Source organism: Vreelandella alkaliphila (genome assembly GCF_016107625.1).
Lineage (GTDB): Bacteria > Pseudomonadota > Gammaproteobacteria > Pseudomonadales > Halomonadaceae > Vreelandella > Vreelandella alkaliphila.
Map to the genome: position 1 here is coordinate 307,776 of NZ_JABASV010000001.1, position 20,287 is coordinate 328,062.

At 52.6% G+C, this 20,287-nt stretch carries 16 protein-coding genes; 6 read left to right on the forward strand and 10 right to left on the reverse strand.

Going from position 1 to position 20,287, the window contains the following annotated elements; translation table 11 throughout:
• The first annotated feature begins 248 nt into the window (after positions 1-248).
• A complete protein-coding gene (locus JFC11_RS01395) occupies positions 249-2,726 on the forward strand; it encodes a glucose/quinate/shikimate family membrane-bound PQQ-dependent dehydrogenase (RefSeq protein ID WP_038481896.1) in 2,478 nt (825 codons plus the stop codon).
• Between the two features lie 74 nt (positions 2,727-2,800).
• Here JFC11_RS01395 and JFC11_RS01400 read toward each other — a convergent pair whose 3' ends face one another.
• Entirely contained in the window at positions 2,801-4,849 is a 2,049-nt protein-coding gene (locus tag JFC11_RS01400; RefSeq protein WP_198348549.1) for a TonB-dependent receptor family protein, read from the reverse strand.
• A gap of 322 nt (positions 4,850-5,171) precedes the next feature.
• Here JFC11_RS01400 and JFC11_RS01405 point away from each other — a divergent pair, with 322 nt between their 5' ends.
• A complete protein-coding gene (locus JFC11_RS01405; RefSeq protein ID WP_038481890.1) occupies positions 5,172-5,345 on the forward strand; it encodes a YqaE/Pmp3 family membrane protein in 174 nt (57 codons plus the stop codon).
• Positions 5,346-5,496: 151 nt separating this feature from the next.
• Here JFC11_RS01405 and JFC11_RS01410 read toward each other — a convergent pair whose 3' ends face one another.
• Complete coding sequence (locus JFC11_RS01410) at positions 5,497-5,970, reverse strand: nucleoside deaminase (RefSeq protein WP_198348550.1); 474 nt, start codon at positions 5,968-5,970, stop codon at positions 5,497-5,499.
• A 362-nt stretch (positions 5,971-6,332) separates the two neighbouring features.
• Between JFC11_RS01410 and JFC11_RS01415 the strand changes: the two genes are divergently transcribed.
• Positions 6,333-6,539, forward strand: a complete 207-nt coding sequence (locus JFC11_RS01415; RefSeq protein WP_009722287.1) for a cold-shock protein — start codon at positions 6,333-6,335, stop codon at positions 6,537-6,539.
• A gap of 159 nt (positions 6,540-6,698) precedes the next feature.
• On the opposite strand, the gene JFC11_RS01420 is transcribed toward JFC11_RS01415, so the two are convergent.
• Both JFC11_RS01420 and JFC11_RS01425 read right to left on the reverse strand, forming a co-directional pair.
• Entirely contained in the window at positions 6,699-7,562 is an 864-nt protein-coding gene (locus tag JFC11_RS01420) for a putative RNA methyltransferase (protein WP_198348551.1), read from the reverse strand.
• 42 nt (positions 7,563-7,604) lie between these two features.
• Positions 7,605-8,363 (reverse strand): helix-turn-helix domain-containing protein, encoded by a 759-nt coding sequence (locus tag JFC11_RS01425; RefSeq protein ID WP_198348552.1) that lies wholly within the window; start codon positions 8,361-8,363, stop codon positions 7,605-7,607.
• A gap of 134 nt (positions 8,364-8,497) precedes the next feature.
• Here JFC11_RS01425 and JFC11_RS01430 point away from each other — a divergent pair, with 134 nt between their 5' ends.
• A complete protein-coding gene (locus JFC11_RS01430) occupies positions 8,498-11,662 on the forward strand; it encodes an acyl-[ACP]--phospholipid O-acyltransferase (protein ID WP_198348553.1) in 3,165 nt (1,054 codons plus the stop codon).
• 56 nt (positions 11,663-11,718) lie between these two features.
• Here the strand turns inward: JFC11_RS01430 and JFC11_RS01435 are convergent, their stop codons facing one another.
• Entirely contained in the window at positions 11,719-13,449 is a 1,731-nt protein-coding gene (locus tag JFC11_RS01435; RefSeq protein ID WP_198348554.1) for a mechanosensitive ion channel family protein, read from the reverse strand.
• A gap of 248 nt (positions 13,450-13,697) precedes the next feature.
• Between JFC11_RS01435 and JFC11_RS01440 the strand changes: the two genes are divergently transcribed.
• Entirely contained in the window at positions 13,698-14,579 is an 882-nt protein-coding gene (locus JFC11_RS01440; RefSeq protein ID WP_198348555.1) for a pirin family protein, read from the forward strand.
• A gap of 89 nt (positions 14,580-14,668) precedes the next feature.
• Here the strand turns inward: JFC11_RS01440 and JFC11_RS01445 are convergent, their stop codons facing one another.
• Together JFC11_RS01445 and ycaC are read right to left on the reverse strand one after the other, a co-directional pair.
• Positions 14,669-15,616 (reverse strand): pirin family protein, encoded by a 948-nt coding sequence (locus JFC11_RS01445; RefSeq protein WP_198348556.1) that lies wholly within the window; start codon positions 15,614-15,616, stop codon positions 14,669-14,671.
• A 218-nt stretch (positions 15,617-15,834) separates the two neighbouring features.
• A complete protein-coding gene (gene ycaC / locus JFC11_RS01450) occupies positions 15,835-16,464 on the reverse strand; it encodes an isochorismate family cysteine hydrolase YcaC (protein ID WP_038481864.1) in 630 nt (209 codons plus the stop codon).
• A 156-nt stretch (positions 16,465-16,620) separates the two neighbouring features.
• Here ycaC and JFC11_RS01455 point away from each other — a divergent pair, with 156 nt between their 5' ends.
• Complete coding sequence (locus tag JFC11_RS01455) at positions 16,621-17,532, forward strand: LysR family transcriptional regulator (RefSeq protein ID WP_198348557.1); 912 nt, start codon at positions 16,621-16,623, stop codon at positions 17,530-17,532.
• A 9-nt stretch (positions 17,533-17,541) separates the two neighbouring features.
• Here the strand turns inward: JFC11_RS01455 and JFC11_RS01460 are convergent, their stop codons facing one another.
• Genes JFC11_RS01460 through JFC11_RS01470 form a run of 3 tightly spaced genes read right to left on the reverse strand, consistent with a single transcriptional unit; the run spans position 17,542 to position 20,142 of the window.
• Positions 17,542-18,087, reverse strand: coding sequence for a GDYXXLXY domain-containing protein (locus tag JFC11_RS01460; RefSeq protein WP_198348558.1), 546 nt, complete (start codon positions 18,085-18,087; stop codon positions 17,542-17,544).
• Complete coding sequence (locus JFC11_RS01465; protein WP_198348559.1) at positions 18,077-19,171, reverse strand: DUF4401 domain-containing protein; 1,095 nt, start codon at positions 19,169-19,171, stop codon at positions 18,077-18,079. Before JFC11_RS01465 ends, JFC11_RS01460 begins: the two co-directional genes overlap by 11 nt.
• Positions 19,168-20,142 carry a DUF2157 domain-containing protein gene (locus JFC11_RS01470; RefSeq protein ID WP_198348560.1) on the reverse strand — a complete coding sequence of 325 codons (975 nt, stop codon included), beginning with the start codon at positions 20,140-20,142 and terminating at the stop codon, positions 19,168-19,170. Before JFC11_RS01470 ends, JFC11_RS01465 begins: the two co-directional genes overlap by 4 nt.
• Positions 20,143-20,287 lie beyond the last annotated feature (145 nt).

Consider the following 20,287-nt stretch of genomic DNA (forward strand, 5'->3'; position numbering starts at 1 on the left):
CATTGCCTACCTCACTATTTCCTACCCCAATAACAAGCCGCGCTACGGTAACAGGCGCGGCTTTTTGGTTTATAGCACTACTTAGCAAGCAAATGATTAGACCAAAAGTGAATTGATTATTAAAATTACCCATAATCAATGTGTGTTTTAACCCATCATCACTGCCAATGGGTTAGGGCACGTTGCAGATCTGTCGCTTTTCTAATTTTACCAAGCGGCTTCAATTCGTTGTTAATAGGGGTTTTCTCATGGATGGACACACGCGTGCCCACGGCAAATGGCCAGCGCTACTGCTTGGCCTGCTACTCGCGGTAGCTGGTGTTGCACTGACCATTGGCGGCGCTAAGCTGCTTAGTTTAGGTGGTAGCGCCTACTACTTAATCGCTGGGGTCAGTATTTTTGTTGTCGGTGTACTGCTGGCAATGCGCAAAGGCATAGCCTTATGGCTTTATGCAGCGGTACTTTTTGCAACGCTGCTATGGGCACTCTGGGAAGTTGGCTTAGACTGGTGGCAGCTGGTCCCCAGGGTTGCCATTGTCTGTTTAATTGGCATCATTTTACTGCTTCCCTGGTGGCGAAAACCGCTACACTCACGCGGCGGCAGCCTAGCGCTAGTGGCAAGCATTGTCGCAGCGATTATTGTGGCAATTGCTAGTCAATTCACCTATCCAGGTACTGTGGCAGGCACGATGGAGTCTGCCAATAATAAAGAGGTTAACCCAGCCCAGGCTGCAGGCGATGACTGGCCTGCCTACGGCGGCACTAATGCAGGGACGCACTACTCCTCGCTTAGTCAGATTACTCCTGAAAATATAGGCGAACTGGAAGAGGTGTGGCGTATTCAAACCGGTGATGAACCCGGCCCCAATGCACCGCCTGAAATCACCAACCAAAACACGCCGTTAAAGGTCAACGATAGCCTTTATATTTGCACATCGCACAGCCGTGCGATGGCACTGTCGCCCGAAACCGGCGAGACTCTGTGGGCGTTTGATCCCAACATTAGCACCATGGGCGCAGAGGACTTTTCCGGCTGGGCGCATATGACCTGCCGTGGCTTGGCGTATTACGATGCAGCTAACTATTTCAGCAGTTCTGAAGATTCCACCATCGATAAACCAACACTGTATGCCGATGGCAGCCAGTTTGAACTCGACCTATCCTTCTCGCTCACCTCTGAAGAAGACTCCACTTCTGAGTTGTTAAGCGCCACCGATGTCATGTGCCCACGCAGACTTTACCTACCCACCGCCGATGCCCGCCTGATTGCACTCAACGCCGATACCGGAGAGCGCTGTGAAAGTTTCGGTGAAAACGGTGAGATCGATCTGACGAACAATATTGGCGAGTTCAGACCAGGGGGCTATTACTCAACATCGCCCGCTACTGTTACTGAAGACTTGGTGATTTTGGGTGGCCACGTTACCGACAACAGCTCAACCGACGAACCTTCTGGCGTAATACGCGCTTTTGATGTGCACACTGGCGAGCTGGTGTGGAACTGGGACAGCGGTAATCCCGAAGACACCACACCATTAGAAGAGGGCGAGACTTACACACGTAACTCACCCAATGTGTGGGCGCCGATTAGCGTCGATGAAGAGCTTGGCCTCGTTTACCTGCCCATGGGTAACGCTACGCCGGACCAGTACGGCGCTAACCGCTCTGAAAATGATGAGACCTATAGTGCAGGGCTAGTAGCGCTTAATTTGGACGACGGCCAAGTGGCCTGGGTGTACCAGTTTGTGCACCACGACTTATGGGACATGGACACACCCGCACAACCCGTATTAATTGACTTGGCGACGACAGATGGCAGCCAGCCAGCTGTCATTCAGCCCACTAAACAAGGCAGCTTGTATGTATTAAACCGTGAGACTGGCGAGCCGATTGTGCCCATTGAAGAAGTGCCCGCTCCTCAAGGTGCTATTGAAGGCGACTGGACGGCAGAAACTCAACCTCGCTCAGCGCTGAATTTGCTGCCACCGCCGCTGACTGAGCGCGACATGTGGGGCGCATCACCCTTTGATCAGATGATGTGCCGCATCCAGTTCCGCTCGCTGCGTTATGAAGGCCAGTACACACCGCCTTCGCTGGAAGGCAGCATTATCTACCCCGGCAACGTTGGAGTGATGAACTGGGGGGGTGTTGCGGTAGACCCCGAACGCCAAGCACTGTTTACCGGCGCGAAGTACTTAGCGTTTGTTTCCAAGCTGATTCCACGTGATGAAGTTGAGGATGGCCAAGGATCCGCTAGCGAGCAAGGTTTGCAGCCCAACACAGGTGCCCCTTACGCAGTCAAACTCGGCCCGCTGCTATCAGTACTCGGCCTTCCCTGCCAAGCACCCTCTTGGGGGGATGTGGCAGGAATCGACCTACAAAGTAACGAGATTGTGTGGAAGCACCGCAATGGCACCACCCGCGACAGCATGCCCTTTGATCTGCCGATTGGTCTGAACGTCGGCGTTCCTGCGCTAGGTGGCCCGCTAACGACTGCGGGTGGCGTTTCATTCCTAAGCGGCACTCTGGATCAATACCTGCGCGGCTACGACATCACCACTGGCGAAGAGCTGTATAAAGCTCGCTTGCCTGCAGGTGGCCAAGCAACGCCGATGACCTACACCGGTGCAGATGGCCGTCAGTATGTAGTCGTTACCGCCGGTGGTCACGGCACCTTCGGCACCAAAATGGGTGACTACGTGATTGGTTACGCGTTACCGGAATAGCCATCACTCAGCGTAGTAATAAATGAGAACGGGCGCCCCGATGGGGCGCCCGTTTTTTGCTAAGGAGCCTCTGATTAAAAACTCAGCTCCACGCCGCCATAAACACTTCGCCCTGGGGCTGGCTCATAAAAGCGGCCAAAGGTGCCGTTTAAGCGCACATTGGCATAGTGCTCTTCATCAAGCAGGTTGCGCAGACCAAGATAAGCGCTTAGTCGCGTACCTTCACTTAACTGCCAACCATCACCCACTCGGAGGTTGAGCAGCCAATAGCTATCTACCTCCGTCGCATTAGCGTTATCCGCTACTAAATCACCGATGTATTCGGTTTCCAACGTGGCGAAACGCTGATCAAGGTTTTCCCAGGTTAATTGATTGACCCACGTCTGCTCTGGCAACCCAGGAATCCGGTTGCCATCAAAGCGTTCACTAGGTGTTGCAAACTTATCGAATTCATAACGCGCGAGGGTTAAAGCGCTATCCAGACGCCACTGGTCGGCAAGCTGCCAGCCCAGCGCCAGTTCTAGGCCATCGCGATTTGTGTCGCCTGCATTCTGATAGAAGGTACGGCCACCCTCATCATACGGCACCAGCTCATCGCGAACGCGGACCGAAAATAGTGCGAGATCGTAATCCATCGCCAACGGCTCAATGTAGCCACGCAACCCTATTTCGCGATTCCATGCTTTTTGCGGCTCAACAGCGGGGTTGAAACCACCGCCGGTCGGGTTGGCAAACTCAGAAAACGTAGGCGTCTCAAACGCGGTGCCGGTATTAATATACGCTTGGTGCTGCGGACGATAGCGATAACTTAGCCCCGCCGAGCCACTCCACTCGTTAAAGGTACGCTTCCCGCTTTGATCTCCATCATCAAGAAACGTATCGTCGACGTCTAGCGCCACCCGGTCAAATCGCGCGCCCAACGAGAGCGTGACCTGTTCCGAGAGCGCTAAATCCCCTTGGGCAAATACGCCAGCGGCAGTCGCCGTTTGGGTTTCATCCGCTAACTGCTCGCCGACAGTCCCTTGGGCATCGACATCGTTACGAAAACGCTCATCCTCTTGGCGCGCCACATCCACCCCAACGATATAACTCAGCGGCAGGCTCCCTAACGCCACCCCGTGATGATATTCAGCGTTTGCGCCCATATAGTCACGCTGATAGCCCAAACGACTACTACCTACAAAAGGCAGTTGCTGTTCAAAATCACGCTGAGCAATAAAGCCCTTGAGATACAGCTCGCCATCACCCGCCGCTAAGTCCTCGTACTGCAAACCCAACAGCTGCTGATCGACGTTTTGCCCAGCATCTAGCGCTAGCGAATTGGGCGCGGCCTGATCGCGCCCAGCGGCAACTTCACGGGCATTAAGTGCACCGGGATCTTCCGAACGGGGGTTATCCAACAGATTAATAATCGCGGTAACCGCCTGCCCACTACCGAGTTCTCGACGCAACTTTGCATTCAGCAAATACTTCTCGGTTGAGCTTTGTTCACGATAACCATCAACGTTAAGCGCCGTCAGACTGATATGGTGAGACCAATTGCCCTGAACACCGCCATTTTGCAGTGCCACTTTTTGATAGCCATCACTACCTGCGCCCAACCGCAGCCGAGTACCAGGATTATCACGTCCATCGGCAGTGGTCACATCAATCACCCCGCCAGCCGCATTACCGTAAAGCACTGAAGACGGCCCGCGGATCACCTCAATGCGCTCGGCGCTATCTAAATCAATAGCATCCAGCTGGGCTTGACCATCTGGAAGCGTGTACGGAATGCCATCTACCATAACGGTAATTCCACGCACACCAAATGGAGCACGCGCGCCAAAGCCGCGAATAGCGATTCGCTGTCCTTGAGCGAAATTATCGCGGTTTTGTAAAAACACCCCCGGCACTCGGTTAAGCGCTTCATCCAACCTTACCCGCTGCTGACCTTGGGCAATTTCTTCACGCTCCAAGGTAGAAACGGCCGCTGGCGTGGCATACAGCTCGCGGGCTAAGCGCGGAGCGCTCACCTCTACTGTAGGCAGTACCGCGTCCTCACTGCTGGGTGCCTGCGCCCACGCAGAGCTGGCTAGAACAACGCTCGCGAGCAGCAGTGATGGCGGTAGATAGTGACTCATGGCGTTCCTTATTCATCTGTAGTCGATGGGCTTTCGCAGCCCTAATTTCTTGAAGATCTAATTTTTTGAAAACCTAAGTTCTTGAATACGCCTACCTAAGCAAGTGAACGATAGCCCAAACACGAGGTCGTACCTAAGTCGCACTGATTCGCCAAACTTAATCATTGCGACTACGTTACGCTCAATCGCTGAACCGCACTGTTGCTAAAAGGCCAGCATTAGCAATCAGCGCTAAAACCGTTATTGATATCTACATTCTAGAAACCCACGTTATTAACCTGTTCGTTATTAACCGACAGACTGTATAAGCAAAGGAGGCTGCATGGCGTTTACCGCAACTGACCCGATCAAGATGATCTTTGCCATTCTTCTACCCCCACTAGGGGTGTTTTTTGAGGTCGGTTTCAAAGGGCATTTCTGGCTAAATATCATTCTCACGCTGTTTGGCTTTATTCCAGGCATCATTCACGCCTTCTATGTCATATTGAAACACTAGGCATATTGAAGCACCGATGCTCTTTTTTGCATCGATTTAACAAACGCCGCCTTGACGAGCACAAGGCGGCGTTTGTCTTTATGGGCCATGCATTGCTCACCCAGTCTTGCCGGACAATTAATACCCAACCCTTCAAAACCCGGCCCTGACGTTATGCGTGCAAGCGGCGATGCAAGGCATGGACTTGCTCGTCCAGCCCAGGCACTGGGCCATCAACAGTCAAACCAGGTACCACCTCATTAATCGATAGCGGAGCGACAGGCGGTGGCGCTACGCCAAGTGCAGCCAACCATACTCCCAACTGCTCAGAAGAACTGACGTAAACGATACGACCTAACCCTACCCACCCATGAGCCGCTGCACACATTGGGCAGTGCTCTCCAGAGGTATAGACGGTCGCTTTAGAGCGCTCTTCAGGCGTCATATGATTCGCTGCCCAGCGGGCCAGCGAAAACTCTGGATGCTGAGTAGAATCTCCACCGGCAATGCGATTTCGATCCTCGGCTAATACCTTACCTTCAGCATTTACCAGCACACTACCAAATGGCTCATCCCCTGCACTTAAAGCCTCCTCTGCTAAAGCCACAGCGCGCTTTAGATATGCCAATTCATGTTCGGCAATCATTGGACTCTCCTCGTTTTGATAACGTGCCTTACCGACCGGGTTGTCGTTTCAAAAGTGCTGCGCCAAAGATACCATTTTTAACATTGAAGATCTGACTCACCGTAAAGCCCCAAGCACCTGAAAAGTGGGGTGGAAGTAACCGCAGTCCTGACACCACCCCCAGAAAATATTCATAAAAAAGCTTTGACCCGAAGAAAAAATCATGTCACTGTAGCGTCAGTTGGTTAGCAAGCAGCATGGTTTCAGAAGTGTACGATCTATTTCGGCAGCCTGATATTGTATTCCTTGTTTCACCCGCTACTATTCATCTGGGTAATACCAGGAACTTTATTACGGCGCATTAGCGCGAAAGGATCTACATAATGGCAACTGGCACAGTTAAATGGTTTAACGACACTAAAGGTTTTGGTTTCATCGCTCCTTCTGACGGCGGCGACGACCTTTTTGCTCATTTCTCTGAAATTCAGTCTGACGGTTTCAAAACCCTTCAAGAAGGTGCTAACGTTTCTTTTGACGTTACCCAGGGTAAGAAAGGCCTTCAGGCTTCTAACATCAAGCAAATGTCCTAAGCCTTAACGGTTTAAGAGTTTGCTCGAACCTTAACGGGTTCGGATGACAAGGCCCGCTTATGCGGGCCTTGTTGCGTTTGCATGTTGAAAATGAAAGACAAAGTGAAAGGCAGTTGTAATAAAGATGCAGAAAGAGAGTATGGTCGGATTTTTACCCCCCTATTTACGCTCATACACCATTAGTTTGGCATCCACCGTCAGGGTAAGCTCATCAAGTGCCGCTGCACGTGCCCGCCCCTCCTGACTGGCACGGTAAAGATGGGGCGTCATCGTTAATAGATCACCAATTAATGCCTGCCCTTCCAGCGTTATTTGATAGTTAAGTGACTCGGTGTGCAACTGGGTAAAGCCCTCAGGCACTTCCCGTTCACTTGTCGTGTCTGGCTTAAGCGTGGGATAAATCACCTCCCTCAGCTCACGCAAGTGCCCCACTCCTGCCTCAACCTGCACCAACAGGCCACCCGGTTTTAATACCCGCGCAAATTCGTGATGCACCGGAAAGCCAAACATACACAGCACGCTGTCGAGCGTCTTCGTTTGAACTGGCAAGTGCGCATTGCTCCCGACGACCCAACGACAAAGCGGAGATTTTTTATCATCTTGCCTGGCCGCCGACAGCACTGCCCATTTGGAAATATCTAATCCCAGCAGTGAAAGTGGCCGCGAATTCGATACAGCACGAGATAGCTCACGCAAGTAATAGCCTTCACCGCAGCCAGCATCCAGGCAGCCAAATAGCGAACTAGCAGGTTGAGCCTCAGCATGGCTTAACAGATGTTTGCTTACCGCCTGAGCAATGGGCTGATAGTAACCAGCCCCAAGAAAACGCTGTCTTGCCGCCACCATCAGCTTACTGTCACCAGGGTCAGTGGAACGCTTTTGCTGTACCGGAAGCAAGTTGACGTAACCTTGCTTAGCAACATCGAAGCTATGCCCAGCAGAGCAGCGCCAAGTACTGCCTGCAAGATTAAGCGGCTCGCCATCTAACGGACAGGCTAGTAATTGAAAAGGAGTGCTATTCATAACAATGTGAACTCATAAAATATATGCCCATAAAACGTTGGTTTATAAAATTTTCTTTTGCCTATACGACCCGCGGGCGACATCTTTAAACAGCGTTGACTGCCACTGACGCACAGCCAGTACCGAGGTGGTGCCAAAGCGCTGATGAATGGGCAGCCCACTTTCTCGTTCACACAGGGCGTGAAACTCTTTTGCCAGCCGCTGCATTGTTTGTTGCCATTCAGCATTACCTGCATGAGAAAGCAGGCCATTCAGTACCATCAGCTTTTCGCTGTCGCTATCGAAACGGGAGTGAAAAAACTCTGTGGCAATATATTGCTGGAAAAAACGCTGAATGGGGCCGCCAGGCCGCCAACGAAAATTCGCAGCCACACGCCGCCGGATTCGATTACCCGGCAGTAGGTCAATCAACTTTAGCCGTTCTAGCGCCAGCAGTTGCCGAGTGCACTGCGCCTCGCTGAGCTGGTACTGGTGATGAATTTCATCAAACCGATAGCCGTTAATCACACACACAGCGACCAAAAATAGCTCACGATCATCGACAATACTCTGCTCCTGCGCCTGGGTCAGCTCCTGCAAACGGTGCTCTTCCTCTTGCATGGATTGCACCAACTCAGCAAATTCCAGGTTAAGCTGATCGCAAATACGCTCTAGCCGCTCTAGGGTGATGTGCTGCTCAGCGAACAATCGCTTGACCGAGGCCTCGCTCAACCCAAGCCATAACGCCACATCAGCGTAGGTTTTCCCCTGGGAGCGCAGCTGGCGTTTTAAGGTATCAATAAGCGCGCTTGTCTGAGACACACAACCTCCAGACATATAAAGTAGCGTATAACGATACCGTAAAGCCCAAATAACACAACTTGAACCACCAGAGTTGCAACATTAACCCCATTTACCGAAAGTGCCCTAACTTCTGGTTTATAAGGCGTCATTTCATGCAACCTTTACTACGCATCACGGGTGTTTGGCCCTATCTGATTGCCATTTTCTTGAATGCCTTTGTGGATTTAGGACATAAAATCGTCATTCAAAACACGATTTTTAAAAGCTACGACGGCGAAACCCAGGTGGTACTGACGGCGTTGGTCAATGGGCTTATCCTTTTGCCGTTTATTTTGCTGTTTAGCCCCGCAGGTCATGTGGCAGATAGCTACCCCAAAGTTCGCATTCTCCGGGGTTCCGCCTGGGCCGCTGTCGCTGTTTCACTGGGCATCACCGCCGCTTATTACCAAGGCTGGTTTTGGCTGGCGTTTGCCATGACGCTAGTGCTGGCAATTCAGTCAGCCTTTTACTCCCCCGCAAAGTATGGCTTGGTGAAAGGGCTATTTGGCAAACCCCGCTTGGCAGAAGCTAACGGACTTATCCAGGCCGTCACCATTGGTGCCATTTTGGCCGGCACCGTGGCCTTTACCGCGCTGTTTGAAAGCTGGATCTTACCCAGCGCCCAAACACCCGGCGAGCTATTGCGCAGCATTGCGCCGCTGGGTTGGCTGCTGGTGTTGAACAGCGTTATACAAGTGATGGCACTGTATCGCTTGAAACCGGATAACGCACAGCCCTCGACGACCCCGCTCACCTGGCAGCGCTATATCAAAGGCAGCGCACTTAAAGACAACCTGAGCATTCTGGGCCGTCAACCGGTGCTGCGGCTGTCAATTATCGGTCTTGCGACTTTCTGGTCGGTGGGCCAGGTGCTGCTCGCCGCTTTTCCCGCCTATGCCAAAGATGCACTCAGCATTGATAACACCTTAGTGCTGCAAGGAATTCTTGCCGCTAGCGGTATTGGGATTGCATTAGGGTCATTGCTTGCCAGCAAACTGTCGCGTAACCGTATTGAAACCGGCTTGATTCCATTAGGCGCTGTCGGCGTTGCGGTGGGTCTGTGGTGCCTGCCACTGCTCACTACCCCCATCAGCCAAGCGCTGAACTTTGTATTTATTGGCATGATGGGCGGGTTATTCATTGTACCGCTCAATGCACTGATTCAATTTCATGCGGCAGACCATGAGCTAGGCACTGTGCTTGCTGCCAACAACTGGATTCAGAACCTGTCTATGCTGGGCTTCTTGGCGCTTACCGCGCTGTTTGCCCTGGCAGGTGTAGATAGCCACTACCTGTTGTTGCTCGTGGCGACCGTTGCCATGGTGGGCGGTGGCTACACTATCTTCAAATTGCCCCAAAGCTTGGTGCGCTTTCTACTCAGTTTTCTGCTCACTCGCCGTTATCGTGTTGATGTTCATGGATTAGAGCACCTGCCTGCCCAAGGCGGCGTGCTGCTGCTTGGCAACCATATTAGCTGGGTAGACTGGGCAATGGTGCAAATCGCCTGCCCTCGCCCCGTGCGTTTTGTCATGTTGAAGGATATTTATCAGCGTTGGTATTTGCGCTGGTTTTTTAAGGCGCTGGGCTGTATTCCTATCGAACGGGGCGCAGGAGCCGATAACGCCCTAGCCGCCGTTGCCGAACAGCTGAATAACGGTGAAGTGGTATGCCTGTTCCCCGAAGGCGCGATCAGCCGCAACGGCCAGCTAGGCGAGCTGCGCCGAGGCTATGAACGCGCCTGCAAGCTGGCCAACCCAGAGGTACGTATTGTGCCGTTTTACTTGCGCGGCCTGTGGGGTAGCCAGTTTTCTCGCTCATCCAGCAAACTCAAAGAGCTGCGTAACGCGCCTCTCCATCGCTCAATCGTCGTTGCGTTTGGCAAGCCGCTGCCCAAAGACACCCCTGCCGACGTGCTCAAACGGCGCATCTTCGAACAAGCAACTAACTCGTGGCAACATGCTATCGATGAACTGCCCTCGCTGCCGGACGCCTGGATTCGTAGCGTGAAGCGTAACCTTGGCGCACAAGCACTCACTGATACCCTTAGCCACCCGCTGACGGCAGGCCAAGCACTTACCGCCAGTCTGCTTATTGCAAAGCGCATCCACACGCTAACCCCTGGGCAAAACGTGGGCCTACTGCTGCCTAATAGCAGCGTGGGTGCACTAGCCAATATGGCAACACTTCTGGCTGGAAAAACACTGGTTAACCTCAACTATCATTTTGACGACAGTCCCAATGGCACCGCGAAAGAAGACACGTTTTCTGCGGCACTCGCCCAAGCCAACATCGACACGGTGTTTACCTCGCGCCACTTCGTCGAAAAACTCCAGCAACAAGGGTTAAACATCAGCCAGCGGCTAGCAAATACTCGGACGATTTACCTGGAAGATCTGCAAGCCAGCATCCGCCGTCATGAACGCGTCAGCACTTGGCTTGCCGTTCGCCTGCTGCCTACGTGGCTGCTTCAACGCCTTTACTGCCGCAGTAGAGATGCCAATGCCACCGCCGCCATTGTGTTTCCAAGCACAAGCGAAGGACAGCCTAAAGGCGTCATGCTTAGCCACCGCAACCTGATGGCCAATATTAAGCAGACCTCCGATGTGCTTAATACCCAATATGACGATGTGGTGATCGGCTCGCTGCCTCTGTTTCATGCCTTTGGTCTCACCGTTACCCAACTGCTGCCACTTATCGAAGGCCTGCCGTTGGTCTGCCACGCGGACCCCAACGACACTGCTGGTATTGCCAGCTCTGTCGCCAAGCACAAAGCCACCCTGATGTTCGGCACATCAGACTTTCTACAGCACCTAAACCACAGCCCCAAAGTGCACCCACTCATGCTAGAAAGCCTACGGGCAGTCGTTGTCAGTGCCGAAACATTGGATGAGCAGGTATGCAGCGACTTCGTCCTAAAATTCCATAAGCCTATTTATAAAGGTTACGGGGCAACCGAAACCGCTCCTGTGGCATCGGTCAATCTACCGGATTCGTTGGGCGCTCATTACCAAACAATACAGCAAGGCAGTAAAGCGGGTACCGTCGGCATGCCGCTCCCCGGCACCAGCTTTAAAATCGTTGAGCCGGAAAGCTTTGCGGAACAGCCTAGCGGAGAAGCAGGCATGATTTTAATCAGCGGTCCTCAGGTGATGCAGGGCTACCTAAACGACTCGAAACGCACAGCCGCCGCCATTAAAGAACTCGATGGCCAACGCTGGTTTATAACCGGCGATAAAGGGTTTATCGATGAAGACGGCTTTTTGACACTTTGTAAATAAACACTGAGCGATAGAACTGATAAAAGCAGCGGCGCTTGCCGCTGCTTAGTTGCCTTCTATTCAGGCGGTTTACCCGCAGAACTATCCGCGTCCTGCGAACGCTTGCCTTGCCCTTCTCCGCGTGCAATATCCTCATGGCTAATAACCATGATTTCCCTTGGCCACCACTCTGGATGGTTATCGCGGATAAAGGCCAGCAGCTTCTCGCGCAGGTTCATCTCGGCCGTCCAGCCTGCCATGGGGTCAGATGTCATTAAATAGCAGGTGATAGTCTGGGCCGTCCCCGTTTGTGCCGTCACGTAACAGAGCAGCTTATGGTGTTCAACAACGTTCTCCTCCTCTTTGGCGAATTCGAGGAATTTATCTCTTAGCAGCCCTATATCGGCACTGAGGTGAAGCGTCAGCACCAAGGATCGGTACATCTTGGTACTCTTCACTGACAAATTATCGAAAGGCTTGGAGGTGAAGTAGGTTACGGGCACTATCAAGCGTCGTTCGTCCCATGATCGCAGTCGAATATAGGTATAAAAGATCCCTTCGACATAACACCACTCCCCTTCAAAGATCACCAAGTCGCCGATACGGATAGGCTTGGCAAGCGATAGCTGAAACGAGGAGAGAATATTGCCAAGAACCGTTTGCCCCGCCACACCCACTAATACTGCCAATACGCTGGCAGACGCCAAAATAGACAAGCCAAGGGTTTCGAAAAGCTGAACTTGGCCTAGGATGTAGATAGATACACCGGTCACGGTGATCAGAATAATGGCCCGGCGCAATGCGTATAGCGAGGTTAGCAGCCGTCGCTGATCTTTAGGCTTCGTGTCGTCAATTTCCCCTACCAAGCGTCGCGTTAAACGCAGCATAATCGTGTCAACAAAACGCAGCGCAATAGTACCTGCGCCCCAGGCCATGATAGAGATCAACAGCACGCGGAACGTCGTCGTCGCAATAGCGGAAAACGATACAACGTAGTCCAGTAACATCTGTGTTACCAGCGACATAACAATCATCGCCATGGGCACGCCAATTTGATCGGCAAAAATAGTAGACACGCCAGAGGGCAGGATGCGTGCCACTAGCCCAACAACGTAGTAAGTAACCACCCCCACCGTGCCAATGGCGATTAAAAAAATCGGAATCGCTAACCATTCCCAGATTTTTAGCATGCCAAACGACGCCTTTAACCGCTCAGGGATATAGCGTTCCAGCATTGAAGGCCCGTACTCTTCGTAGAGAGCCGGAATAAACGACACGCTTTCTGGCATCACTAACCACACAGGGTCTTCTTCACCTACGCGGTAGCGCCCCAGTCGAACATCGTAGGCTTGGCCCTCTACCTTTAGGGCAGCCAGCTCAATATTGCGCTGTGGCTCTCCTGCCAGGGGGTTCTGTCCGGAAGGATCTTCTATCACAGCATCTTGACGGCCAGACATATTAGACGCATTCAACCATTCACCACGTTTTAGTACCTCCGCTAACTGCCTAGCGAGCTCGGCGCCCTGAGACTGCTGCTCGCCTGGGTCAATATCGTTGAGGTTCAGCATATGCGCCGCTGTGGCGTAATCTTCGCTTTCGGTGAACGCTAAAAAACTGCGAACCATTTCCCGTGGCGACATCCGCCCAACCTCTTCGGGCACATCGCCTAGCCCTGTGTTAAGCGAGTCAATAGCGAACCACCGCTCATTTTCGCTCTCATCTCCTTGAGTTTGCGCTATGCATGCGCTGGAAAACACCAGAGTGACAACCAGCGCAACCCGCACAAGCCACGAGCTGTTCTTTTTCATACCAACCTTGTCATTTAAAGTAAGTGAGCCAAATAACCAGTCACCAACTGGCGAAAAAAGCCGCCAGCCCAGCGCTGAACACTGAGCTTCCATGTCAGTGATTGACCAAAGTACAGTCTACGTTCTTCAATCAAGCAAGCACCTAGCGTTCCAGCACTGCAACACTGAGTCTCAGCTGCACTATCTATTACTTGCCTCACCTAACACGTACCCTTCTTAACCAGCAACGTACTCTTTAAGGAGAAACGATGAAAAAGTTAGTAGGTGTTACCAGCGCTCCACGCCCTCACTGGGTGGGTGACGGCTTTCCGGCGCGTTCGCTGTTCTCCTATGGCCCACGCTCCGAGCAGTTGAGTCCCTTTTTGTTACTGGACTATGCTGGGCCCGCCGACTTTACTCCCACCACGCGGCCACGCGGTGTCGGGCAACACCCGCACCGAGGGTTTGAAACCGTCACGATTGTCTACCAAGGAGAAGTGGCGCACCGCGACTCAACGGGCAAAGGCGGCGTAATTGGCCCAGGCGACGTGCAGTGGATGACGGCGGGTGCGGGTATCCTGCACGATGAGTTTCATTCGCCCGCATTTACAGAGCAAGGCGGCACACTTGAGATGGTGCAGCTGTGGGTAAACTTACCCGCCAAAGACAAAATGGCCACACCAGGCTATCAGGCAATTTTTAATGCCCAGATTCCTGTGACAGCACTACCTGATCAAGCTGGGAGCGTCCGCGTGATCGCCGGCAGCTATATAGATGACAACCGTAAGGCTCACTCGGGCCCAGCACAGACGTTCTCACCGATGAACGTATGGGATGTGCGGCTAAACGGTGGTAAGACAACCACGCTGACGCAGCCGGATGGATGGACAACCCTGCTGGTCGTGCTAAAAGGTACGGTTCAAGTCAATGGCGAAGAGGTACTGCGTGACGCGCAAGTAGCCGAGCTTTCTAGAGCAGGTGACGCACTGACGCTTGAAGCCAATAATGACGCAACCCTGTTGCTGCTAAGTGGCGAGCCGCTCAATGAGCCAGTGGTAGGTCATGGGCCGTTTGTGATGAATAGCGAACGTGACATCATTGAAGCGATAGAAGACTTTAACAACGGCCGCTTTGGCCACATGCCAAGCTAATGACATCGCTATTTAAGTAACAACTTTTCAAGCAACTACTGTTGAAGTAACAATAGGGCTGGCTTAATAGCCAGCCCTTCCACTACGAATTAATTACGCTGCTGGCCTGGAAAGGGAATGAATTCTTCATCGTCCCCCGGCGGCAATTTAAATCGCCCATGCTCGAAGTCACCTTCCATCCACGCCTGCTTAGCAGCCGCTAATTTTTCCCGGGAAGATGCCACGAAGTTCCAAGAGATATAGCGTGGCCCATTGAGCGTTTCGCCGCCGAGCAGCATTAGCCGAGCTCCGCTTTCGCCCGCGGTTACGGTGATGGGATCACCCGGACGGAAAACCATCATTTGTCCCGCATCGAATGTATCCCCTGCAATACTAACGCTACCCGACGTTACATAGAGGCCACGATCTTCGTGACCATCGGGCAAAGGAAGCTTAGCGCCGGGTTGGAGTACCGCATCCGCATAGAACATCTCCGAAAAGGTCTGTACAGGCGCCTGTTCACCCCATGCCGTACCAAGAATCAAGCGAATCTCTTTACCCTCACCTTTAAGCAGCGGCAATGTCTCCTGCCCATGATGCGCAAAGCTGGCGGGTTTATCTTCGTATGCTTCAGGCAGTGCCACCCACGTCTGAATACCAAACAGGGAGTGCTTATTCTGACGTGTAGCGGGGCTAGTACGCTCGGAATGGGTCACGCCATTACCAGCAACCATCCAATTAACCGCCCCAGGATGAATCATCTGATTAGTCCCCAGACTGTCACGATGCTGGAACTCTCCCTGGTACAAGTAAGTGACCGTAGCAAGTCCAATATGGGGATGAGGACGAACATCGATACCATCTTCTCTAAGAAATTCAGCGGGCCCCATCTGATCGAAAAAAATAAATGGACCAACCATCTGGCGCTTAGGCGCGGGAAGCGCACGCCGTACCTCAAAGCCGCCTAGGTCGTGTGCACGAGGTACGATCAGTGTTTCAATATCGTGTAGGTTGCCTGCGGAAGGACATTTGGGCTCAATATCGGGCATCCAGCTCATAGGAGTTTCTCCATAAATAATGGACAGCGGAGCAATGGCATCATCGATAGTTTCTATTTCACAAAGCTATTTATTTTTACAAAGCTACCGTCTAGCCAATCACTTACCTTTAATAAATAGCTCAAAAGTATTAAAAAAACCGGAAGCTCACTCACTTCCGGTCAAAACACGGTTTACTTCTTGTCAGAGTCCTTATTCAGAGCCCTTTGTCAGAGTCCTTAGTCAGAGCCCTTTGTCAAAGTACTGTAGCTATTCATTAAGTTGCGATAGTCGGGGATATGATTAGAGAAGAGCGCCCCTAGGCCTTCAATATCATTTCTCCAATCACGATGAAGTTCGCAGGCAGCACCAAACCAGGTCATTAACTGGGCACCAGCGCCGGACATACGGTCCCAAGCAGCATCGCGGGTAAGTTCGTTAAAGGTACCCGATGCATCGGTGATCACGAACACATCAAACTCTTCTTCAAGTGCGGAAAGTGCCGGGAAAGCCACACACACTTCTGTCACCACGCCTGCAATAATCAGCTGTTTCTTACCAGTCGCCTTAACCGCTTTTACAAAATCTTCGTTATCCCAGGCATTAATTTGTCCAGGGCGTGCTATGTAAGGCGCCTCTGGAAACATCTCTTTTAATTCAGGCACCAGGGGCCCATTAGGCCCATCTTCGAAGCTTGTGGTAAGAATCGTTGGCAGACCAAAGTATTTCGCCAAGTCCGCAAGCGCCAGTACGTTATTTTTGAACCGATCAGGGTCAATATCACGAACTAAGGACAACAGCCCAGTTTGATGATCTACTAAAAGAACGGCGGCGTTATCTTTATCGAGACGAACATAGGGGTTAGCCATGACATACTCCTTTATCTATTAGCTTGGGTGGGCTTTTGGAAAACAAAGATCCAACAGCTTTTGCGCATGCCATAAAGAGTTTAGTAGTTCGCTTACTTGATGATTAGATGGGAAATTAAGACACAGCGTTGCATAGGGAGAACAGAGGGAGAACACATGACGCCCCCTAATCTGAATGATCTTTATTATTTTGTGAAGGTAGTCGACCATGGAGGTTTTTCTCCGGCGGGCCGTGCCCTGGGTATTGCTAAATCAAAATTAAGCAGACGGGTGGGAGAATTAGAAAATCAGCTTAACGTGCGCTTGATGCACCGTTCGACCCGCCACTTCACTCTCACTGATATTGGCCAACGCTACTACCAGCACTGCAAAGCCATGCTAGTAGAGGCCGAAGCAGCTCAACAGTTCATCGAAGAAACCAAACAAGTGCCCTGCGGTACTATCCGTATCAGTTGCCCTACGGGGCTATTGAGCTTTCACGTGAGTGCAATACTAGCGGATTTCATGGTGCTCTACCCAGATGTCCAGGTACACCTGGAAGGAACTAACCGCCGTATAGACCCGTTTGTTGAAGGCTTTGATATTGCGCTCCGAGCCCGCCCTCTTCCATTGGAAGATAGCGAGCTTATTCTGAAGGTACTATCGGATCGCGGGCAATGCTTGGTAGCAAGCCCAACACTGATTGAACAGCACGGCATGCCATCAACGCCCAACGATCTTCGCAAACTGCCTAGCCTAAGCAGAGCAAGGCCAGAGGAAGCTCACGTTTGGCACCTTCAGCGCGACGGTGAAGAGCGCCGAATTGAACATTCTCCACGGTTTATTACCACTGATATGACCGCACTTTATAGAGCCGCATTGGCGGGTGTTGGCATCGTTCAATTACCAAGACTAATGCTGGAGGATTCACTAACATCAAAGGCACTTATATCGGTATTGCCCGAGTGGGAGCCTCGACGGGAAGTCATCCACGCTGTTTACCCCTCTCGCCGCGGTTTACTTCCCTCAGTAAGGGCGCTGCTTGATTTCTTAGCCGAGCGCTATGCGGCAATGGGTATTGAACACTGATGCAACGCATCACCTTTCCATCTCTCCCAAGCGGTTTAGCGATTCATCGTATAGCGCCACTAGCAGTAGCTCGCCGTGCTCGTTGACTCGGAACTGGCCGTAGCGGGCGGGCTCAAAACGCTCGGCGTGTCCTTCCTGAAAGAAAAACGCATCCGTAGCAAAGCGCACGTCCCCATTGCGCAGCCGATAACGTAAACGCCTTTCGTCGTCACCTAGCGGCGTGCCATCATCCAAGCGCTGGAAGTGTGCGATTGATGCGTCATCCAAACGAACCACCACGCTGTCATTGGCTGCCGTTTGCATGGCATTTCCACCCGCCTCTTCGTGGCGATCCATTGCGCGCTGCATGCGAATACGGTTAGCCAACGCAAAGTTTAGCGCCATGTAGTCGCCCTGCATTAACGAGCGCGGATCAACCGGGGCAAGCTCCAAATAAACAATCTCACCTTCGGCCAGATGATGCTCTTTCTGCCAAATAGTCCAGTTAACCACCGCTAGCACAACGACAGTGGCGGCAATTACTAACCAGCGGTGTCGCGTCACGTTACTGCTCATTGGTATCTCCTAGCGGCGCGGGCTTATGCACTGTTAGCCACTGGTTTAGCCACCAACGCTTCAATAACCAGCGAATGGATAACAGTAACGCCCCCATTGCCAGCAACATGAGTGATTTCATCAACAGCGTCACGTCCAGCCAGTAGTAGTAACTGCTAGCCGCCATCAGTAGTAACAAAATACCGCTTCCCATCAGCACCCGATGGCCAATCGTAAATCCGAGCAGTAGTACGGTAACCCCGGCGCCAAGCCCCGGCATATAAACTGATACCACCGTCACTAGCGCGACTGCGCCGTAAATCGCCAAGCGTTGCGCAATGGCAGGCTGAGAATGCTGACGAAATGCCTGAAGGATAACGCACACTAAGGCCAACGCCACCAAAGCAGTGCTCAGCCAACTGGCGAGCCATGGGCCAAACCACTGAGCCCCTGAATCGTAAAGCCAAGCAAGCTGGTTAGAGTATGCCTGCCCTTGAAGCACCAATAACCCTACTAACAGGCCAGCTCCCCATGCCTGAACCGCCCCTATGCGCCCTGGCCAACGACATTCATTCAACCAGAGCAGTGTAAGCACCAGCACCACCAAACCAATCGCCACCGGTGCCAGTCCATTGACTGCCAGCGCCATCGTTAACGCTAGGCTTGCTAAAAACGCCGACATACTACGGTGAACCTGGCTCGGCATGATCAGCGCCAGCGCGCACTGTAGCGCCAGCAGTACCCACCATAGGCTTGCGGAAATACCCCACATTTCGACCGCTGGCCAGGCCACTAATAATTGCCCAGCTAAACTAAACGCCAGCGCCATGTGCTCCAACACATCGCTTCGCGCTGCGCGTAGTAGTGCAAATGCCCCGCCAATCAACAGGCTGCCTACAACAAGAGAAGCCACTGAGCTTTCCAGTACAAATACCACTGCCGTGGCAATAAAGCCCAACAAAAACAGCGCAGCTAACCAGCCGGAAAACGCCTGCAGAACCCGCACGAACCAAGGTGATTCCAGCGGCGCTGTTGATGAAGGCTCATTTAGCGCAATGCCCGCCTGAGTTAATCGCTGCTTTAACGTACTCATAGACTGACTCATGACGCCTCCTCCGCGTTTAATCGCTTCAGCCACATCACCGCTGCCGCCCCCATGGCAAAGACCGCACCTGCCAGCAACAGCAAGCCGCCTTCATTCCATTGGCCTTCCCATAGTACGTAGCGTGCGAGCAGCAATGTGACTACCGCAATCAGCGAGACGCAGCCCCCTGCCAACATAAATAGCTCAAGCCGCCACTGACGATAAACGCCATACAGCACTGCCAACCACACGGGGTAAACCGCCACAATCGGTGTCAACGCATGCGTTTCCCCACTCACCCACGCCATCATCAACAGTGTTAGCGGCACGCCGCTACCCAGCGCCAACAAACAAATTGCCCAACGCCCCGGCCAACCTCGGCGCTGCGCGCCCCACTCCCAGACGACTTGAGCCGCTAAGTTGATCAGCACCAGCCCCCATAAAGCGGCGTTATCAGTAAAGAACACGCTGCCTAAAATACCGCCCCAGGTGCTGCTATATAGCCACACGGATAGGTTCAAAAGCCCTATCCACGCTACCCAAAGTGCATCAAAGCGTGCTGCCCATACCAACGGCAAAGTGAGCAGAGACCAGAGGAAAAACAGCTGCCATGGGTCTGCGCCAGTTTGGTAAACCTGTCCCACCAGCGCCAGTAGTACGCCTATCAACAGAAACGCCGCAGTTAACGCTACGCGAAAAAGCATCACGTTCGCGCTGCCCCACACCGCAATGCCTGCCGACAACACCAGCGCGGCCTGCACTAACGCAAAGTGCGGCAGGCGGCCCATGTCCGACCAATTGAAAGCCACGAAGAACAGCACCGCGCAGGCCAGTGCCAGGCCACCCAGCCACAGCAGCAGCCGGTCAATCAACAGCGCCCAGGCGTGGGCCGACGGGTGTAGTCCCGCCACTTTAACCGCTAACGGCACTTGTTCAGGAGGTATCACTCCCTGCTCGATTAACGACATGAGTTTACGGCGTGTAGTAGCCATGGGCGCTCTCCTTGCTGAAACACACTTATTGAAATAAGGGGAGGCGTTAATGCAGACATCGCCCTATCGTTAGAGTCCCCGTGACACATTTGTGAACTTTGCGCGATACACTCTATATCACTCCGTGACACCCCCGTAATGGTGT

Excerpts from the sequence above, each read along its gene's own strand:
- JFC11_RS01395 (WP_038481896.1), top strand. The coding sequence starts at position 249 with ATGGATGGACACACGCGTGCCCACGGCAAATGGCCAGCGCTACTGCTT.
- JFC11_RS01400 (WP_198348549.1), bottom strand. The coding sequence starts at position 4,849 with ATGAGTCACTATCTACCGCCATCACTGCTGCTCGCGAGCGTTGTTCTA.
- JFC11_RS01405 (WP_038481890.1), top strand. The coding sequence starts at position 5,172 with ATGGCGTTTACCGCAACTGACCCGATCAAGATGATCTTTGCCATTCTT.
- JFC11_RS01410 (WP_198348550.1), bottom strand. The coding sequence starts at position 5,970 with ATGATTGCCGAACATGAATTGGCATATCTAAAGCGCGCTGTGGCTTTA.
- JFC11_RS01415 (WP_009722287.1), top strand. The coding sequence starts at position 6,333 with ATGGCAACTGGCACAGTTAAATGGTTTAACGACACTAAAGGTTTTGGT.
- JFC11_RS01420 (WP_198348551.1), bottom strand. The coding sequence starts at position 7,562 with ATGAATAGCACTCCTTTTCAATTACTAGCCTGTCCGTTAGATGGCGAG.
- JFC11_RS01430 (WP_198348553.1), top strand. The coding sequence starts at position 8,498 with ATGCAACCTTTACTACGCATCACGGGTGTTTGGCCCTATCTGATTGCC.
- JFC11_RS01435 (WP_198348554.1), bottom strand. The coding sequence starts at position 13,449 with ATGAAAAAGAACAGCTCGTGGCTTGTGCGGGTTGCGCTGGTTGTCACT.
- JFC11_RS01440 (WP_198348555.1), top strand. The coding sequence starts at position 13,698 with ATGAAAAAGTTAGTAGGTGTTACCAGCGCTCCACGCCCTCACTGGGTG.
- JFC11_RS01445 (WP_198348556.1), bottom strand. The coding sequence starts at position 15,616 with ATGAGCTGGATGCCCGATATTGAGCCCAAATGTCCTTCCGCAGGCAAC.
- ycaC (WP_038481864.1), bottom strand. The coding sequence starts at position 16,464 with ATGGCTAACCCCTATGTTCGTCTCGATAAAGATAACGCCGCCGTTCTT.
- JFC11_RS01455 (WP_198348557.1), top strand. The coding sequence starts at position 16,621 with ATGACGCCCCCTAATCTGAATGATCTTTATTATTTTGTGAAGGTAGTC.
- JFC11_RS01460 (WP_198348558.1), bottom strand. The coding sequence starts at position 18,087 with ATGAGCAGTAACGTGACGCGACACCGCTGGTTAGTAATTGCCGCCACT.
- JFC11_RS01465 (WP_198348559.1), bottom strand. The coding sequence starts at position 19,171 with ATGAGTCAGTCTATGAGTACGTTAAAGCAGCGATTAACTCAGGCGGGC.
- JFC11_RS01470 (WP_198348560.1), bottom strand. The coding sequence starts at position 20,142 with ATGGCTACTACACGCCGTAAACTCATGTCGTTAATCGAGCAGGGAGTG.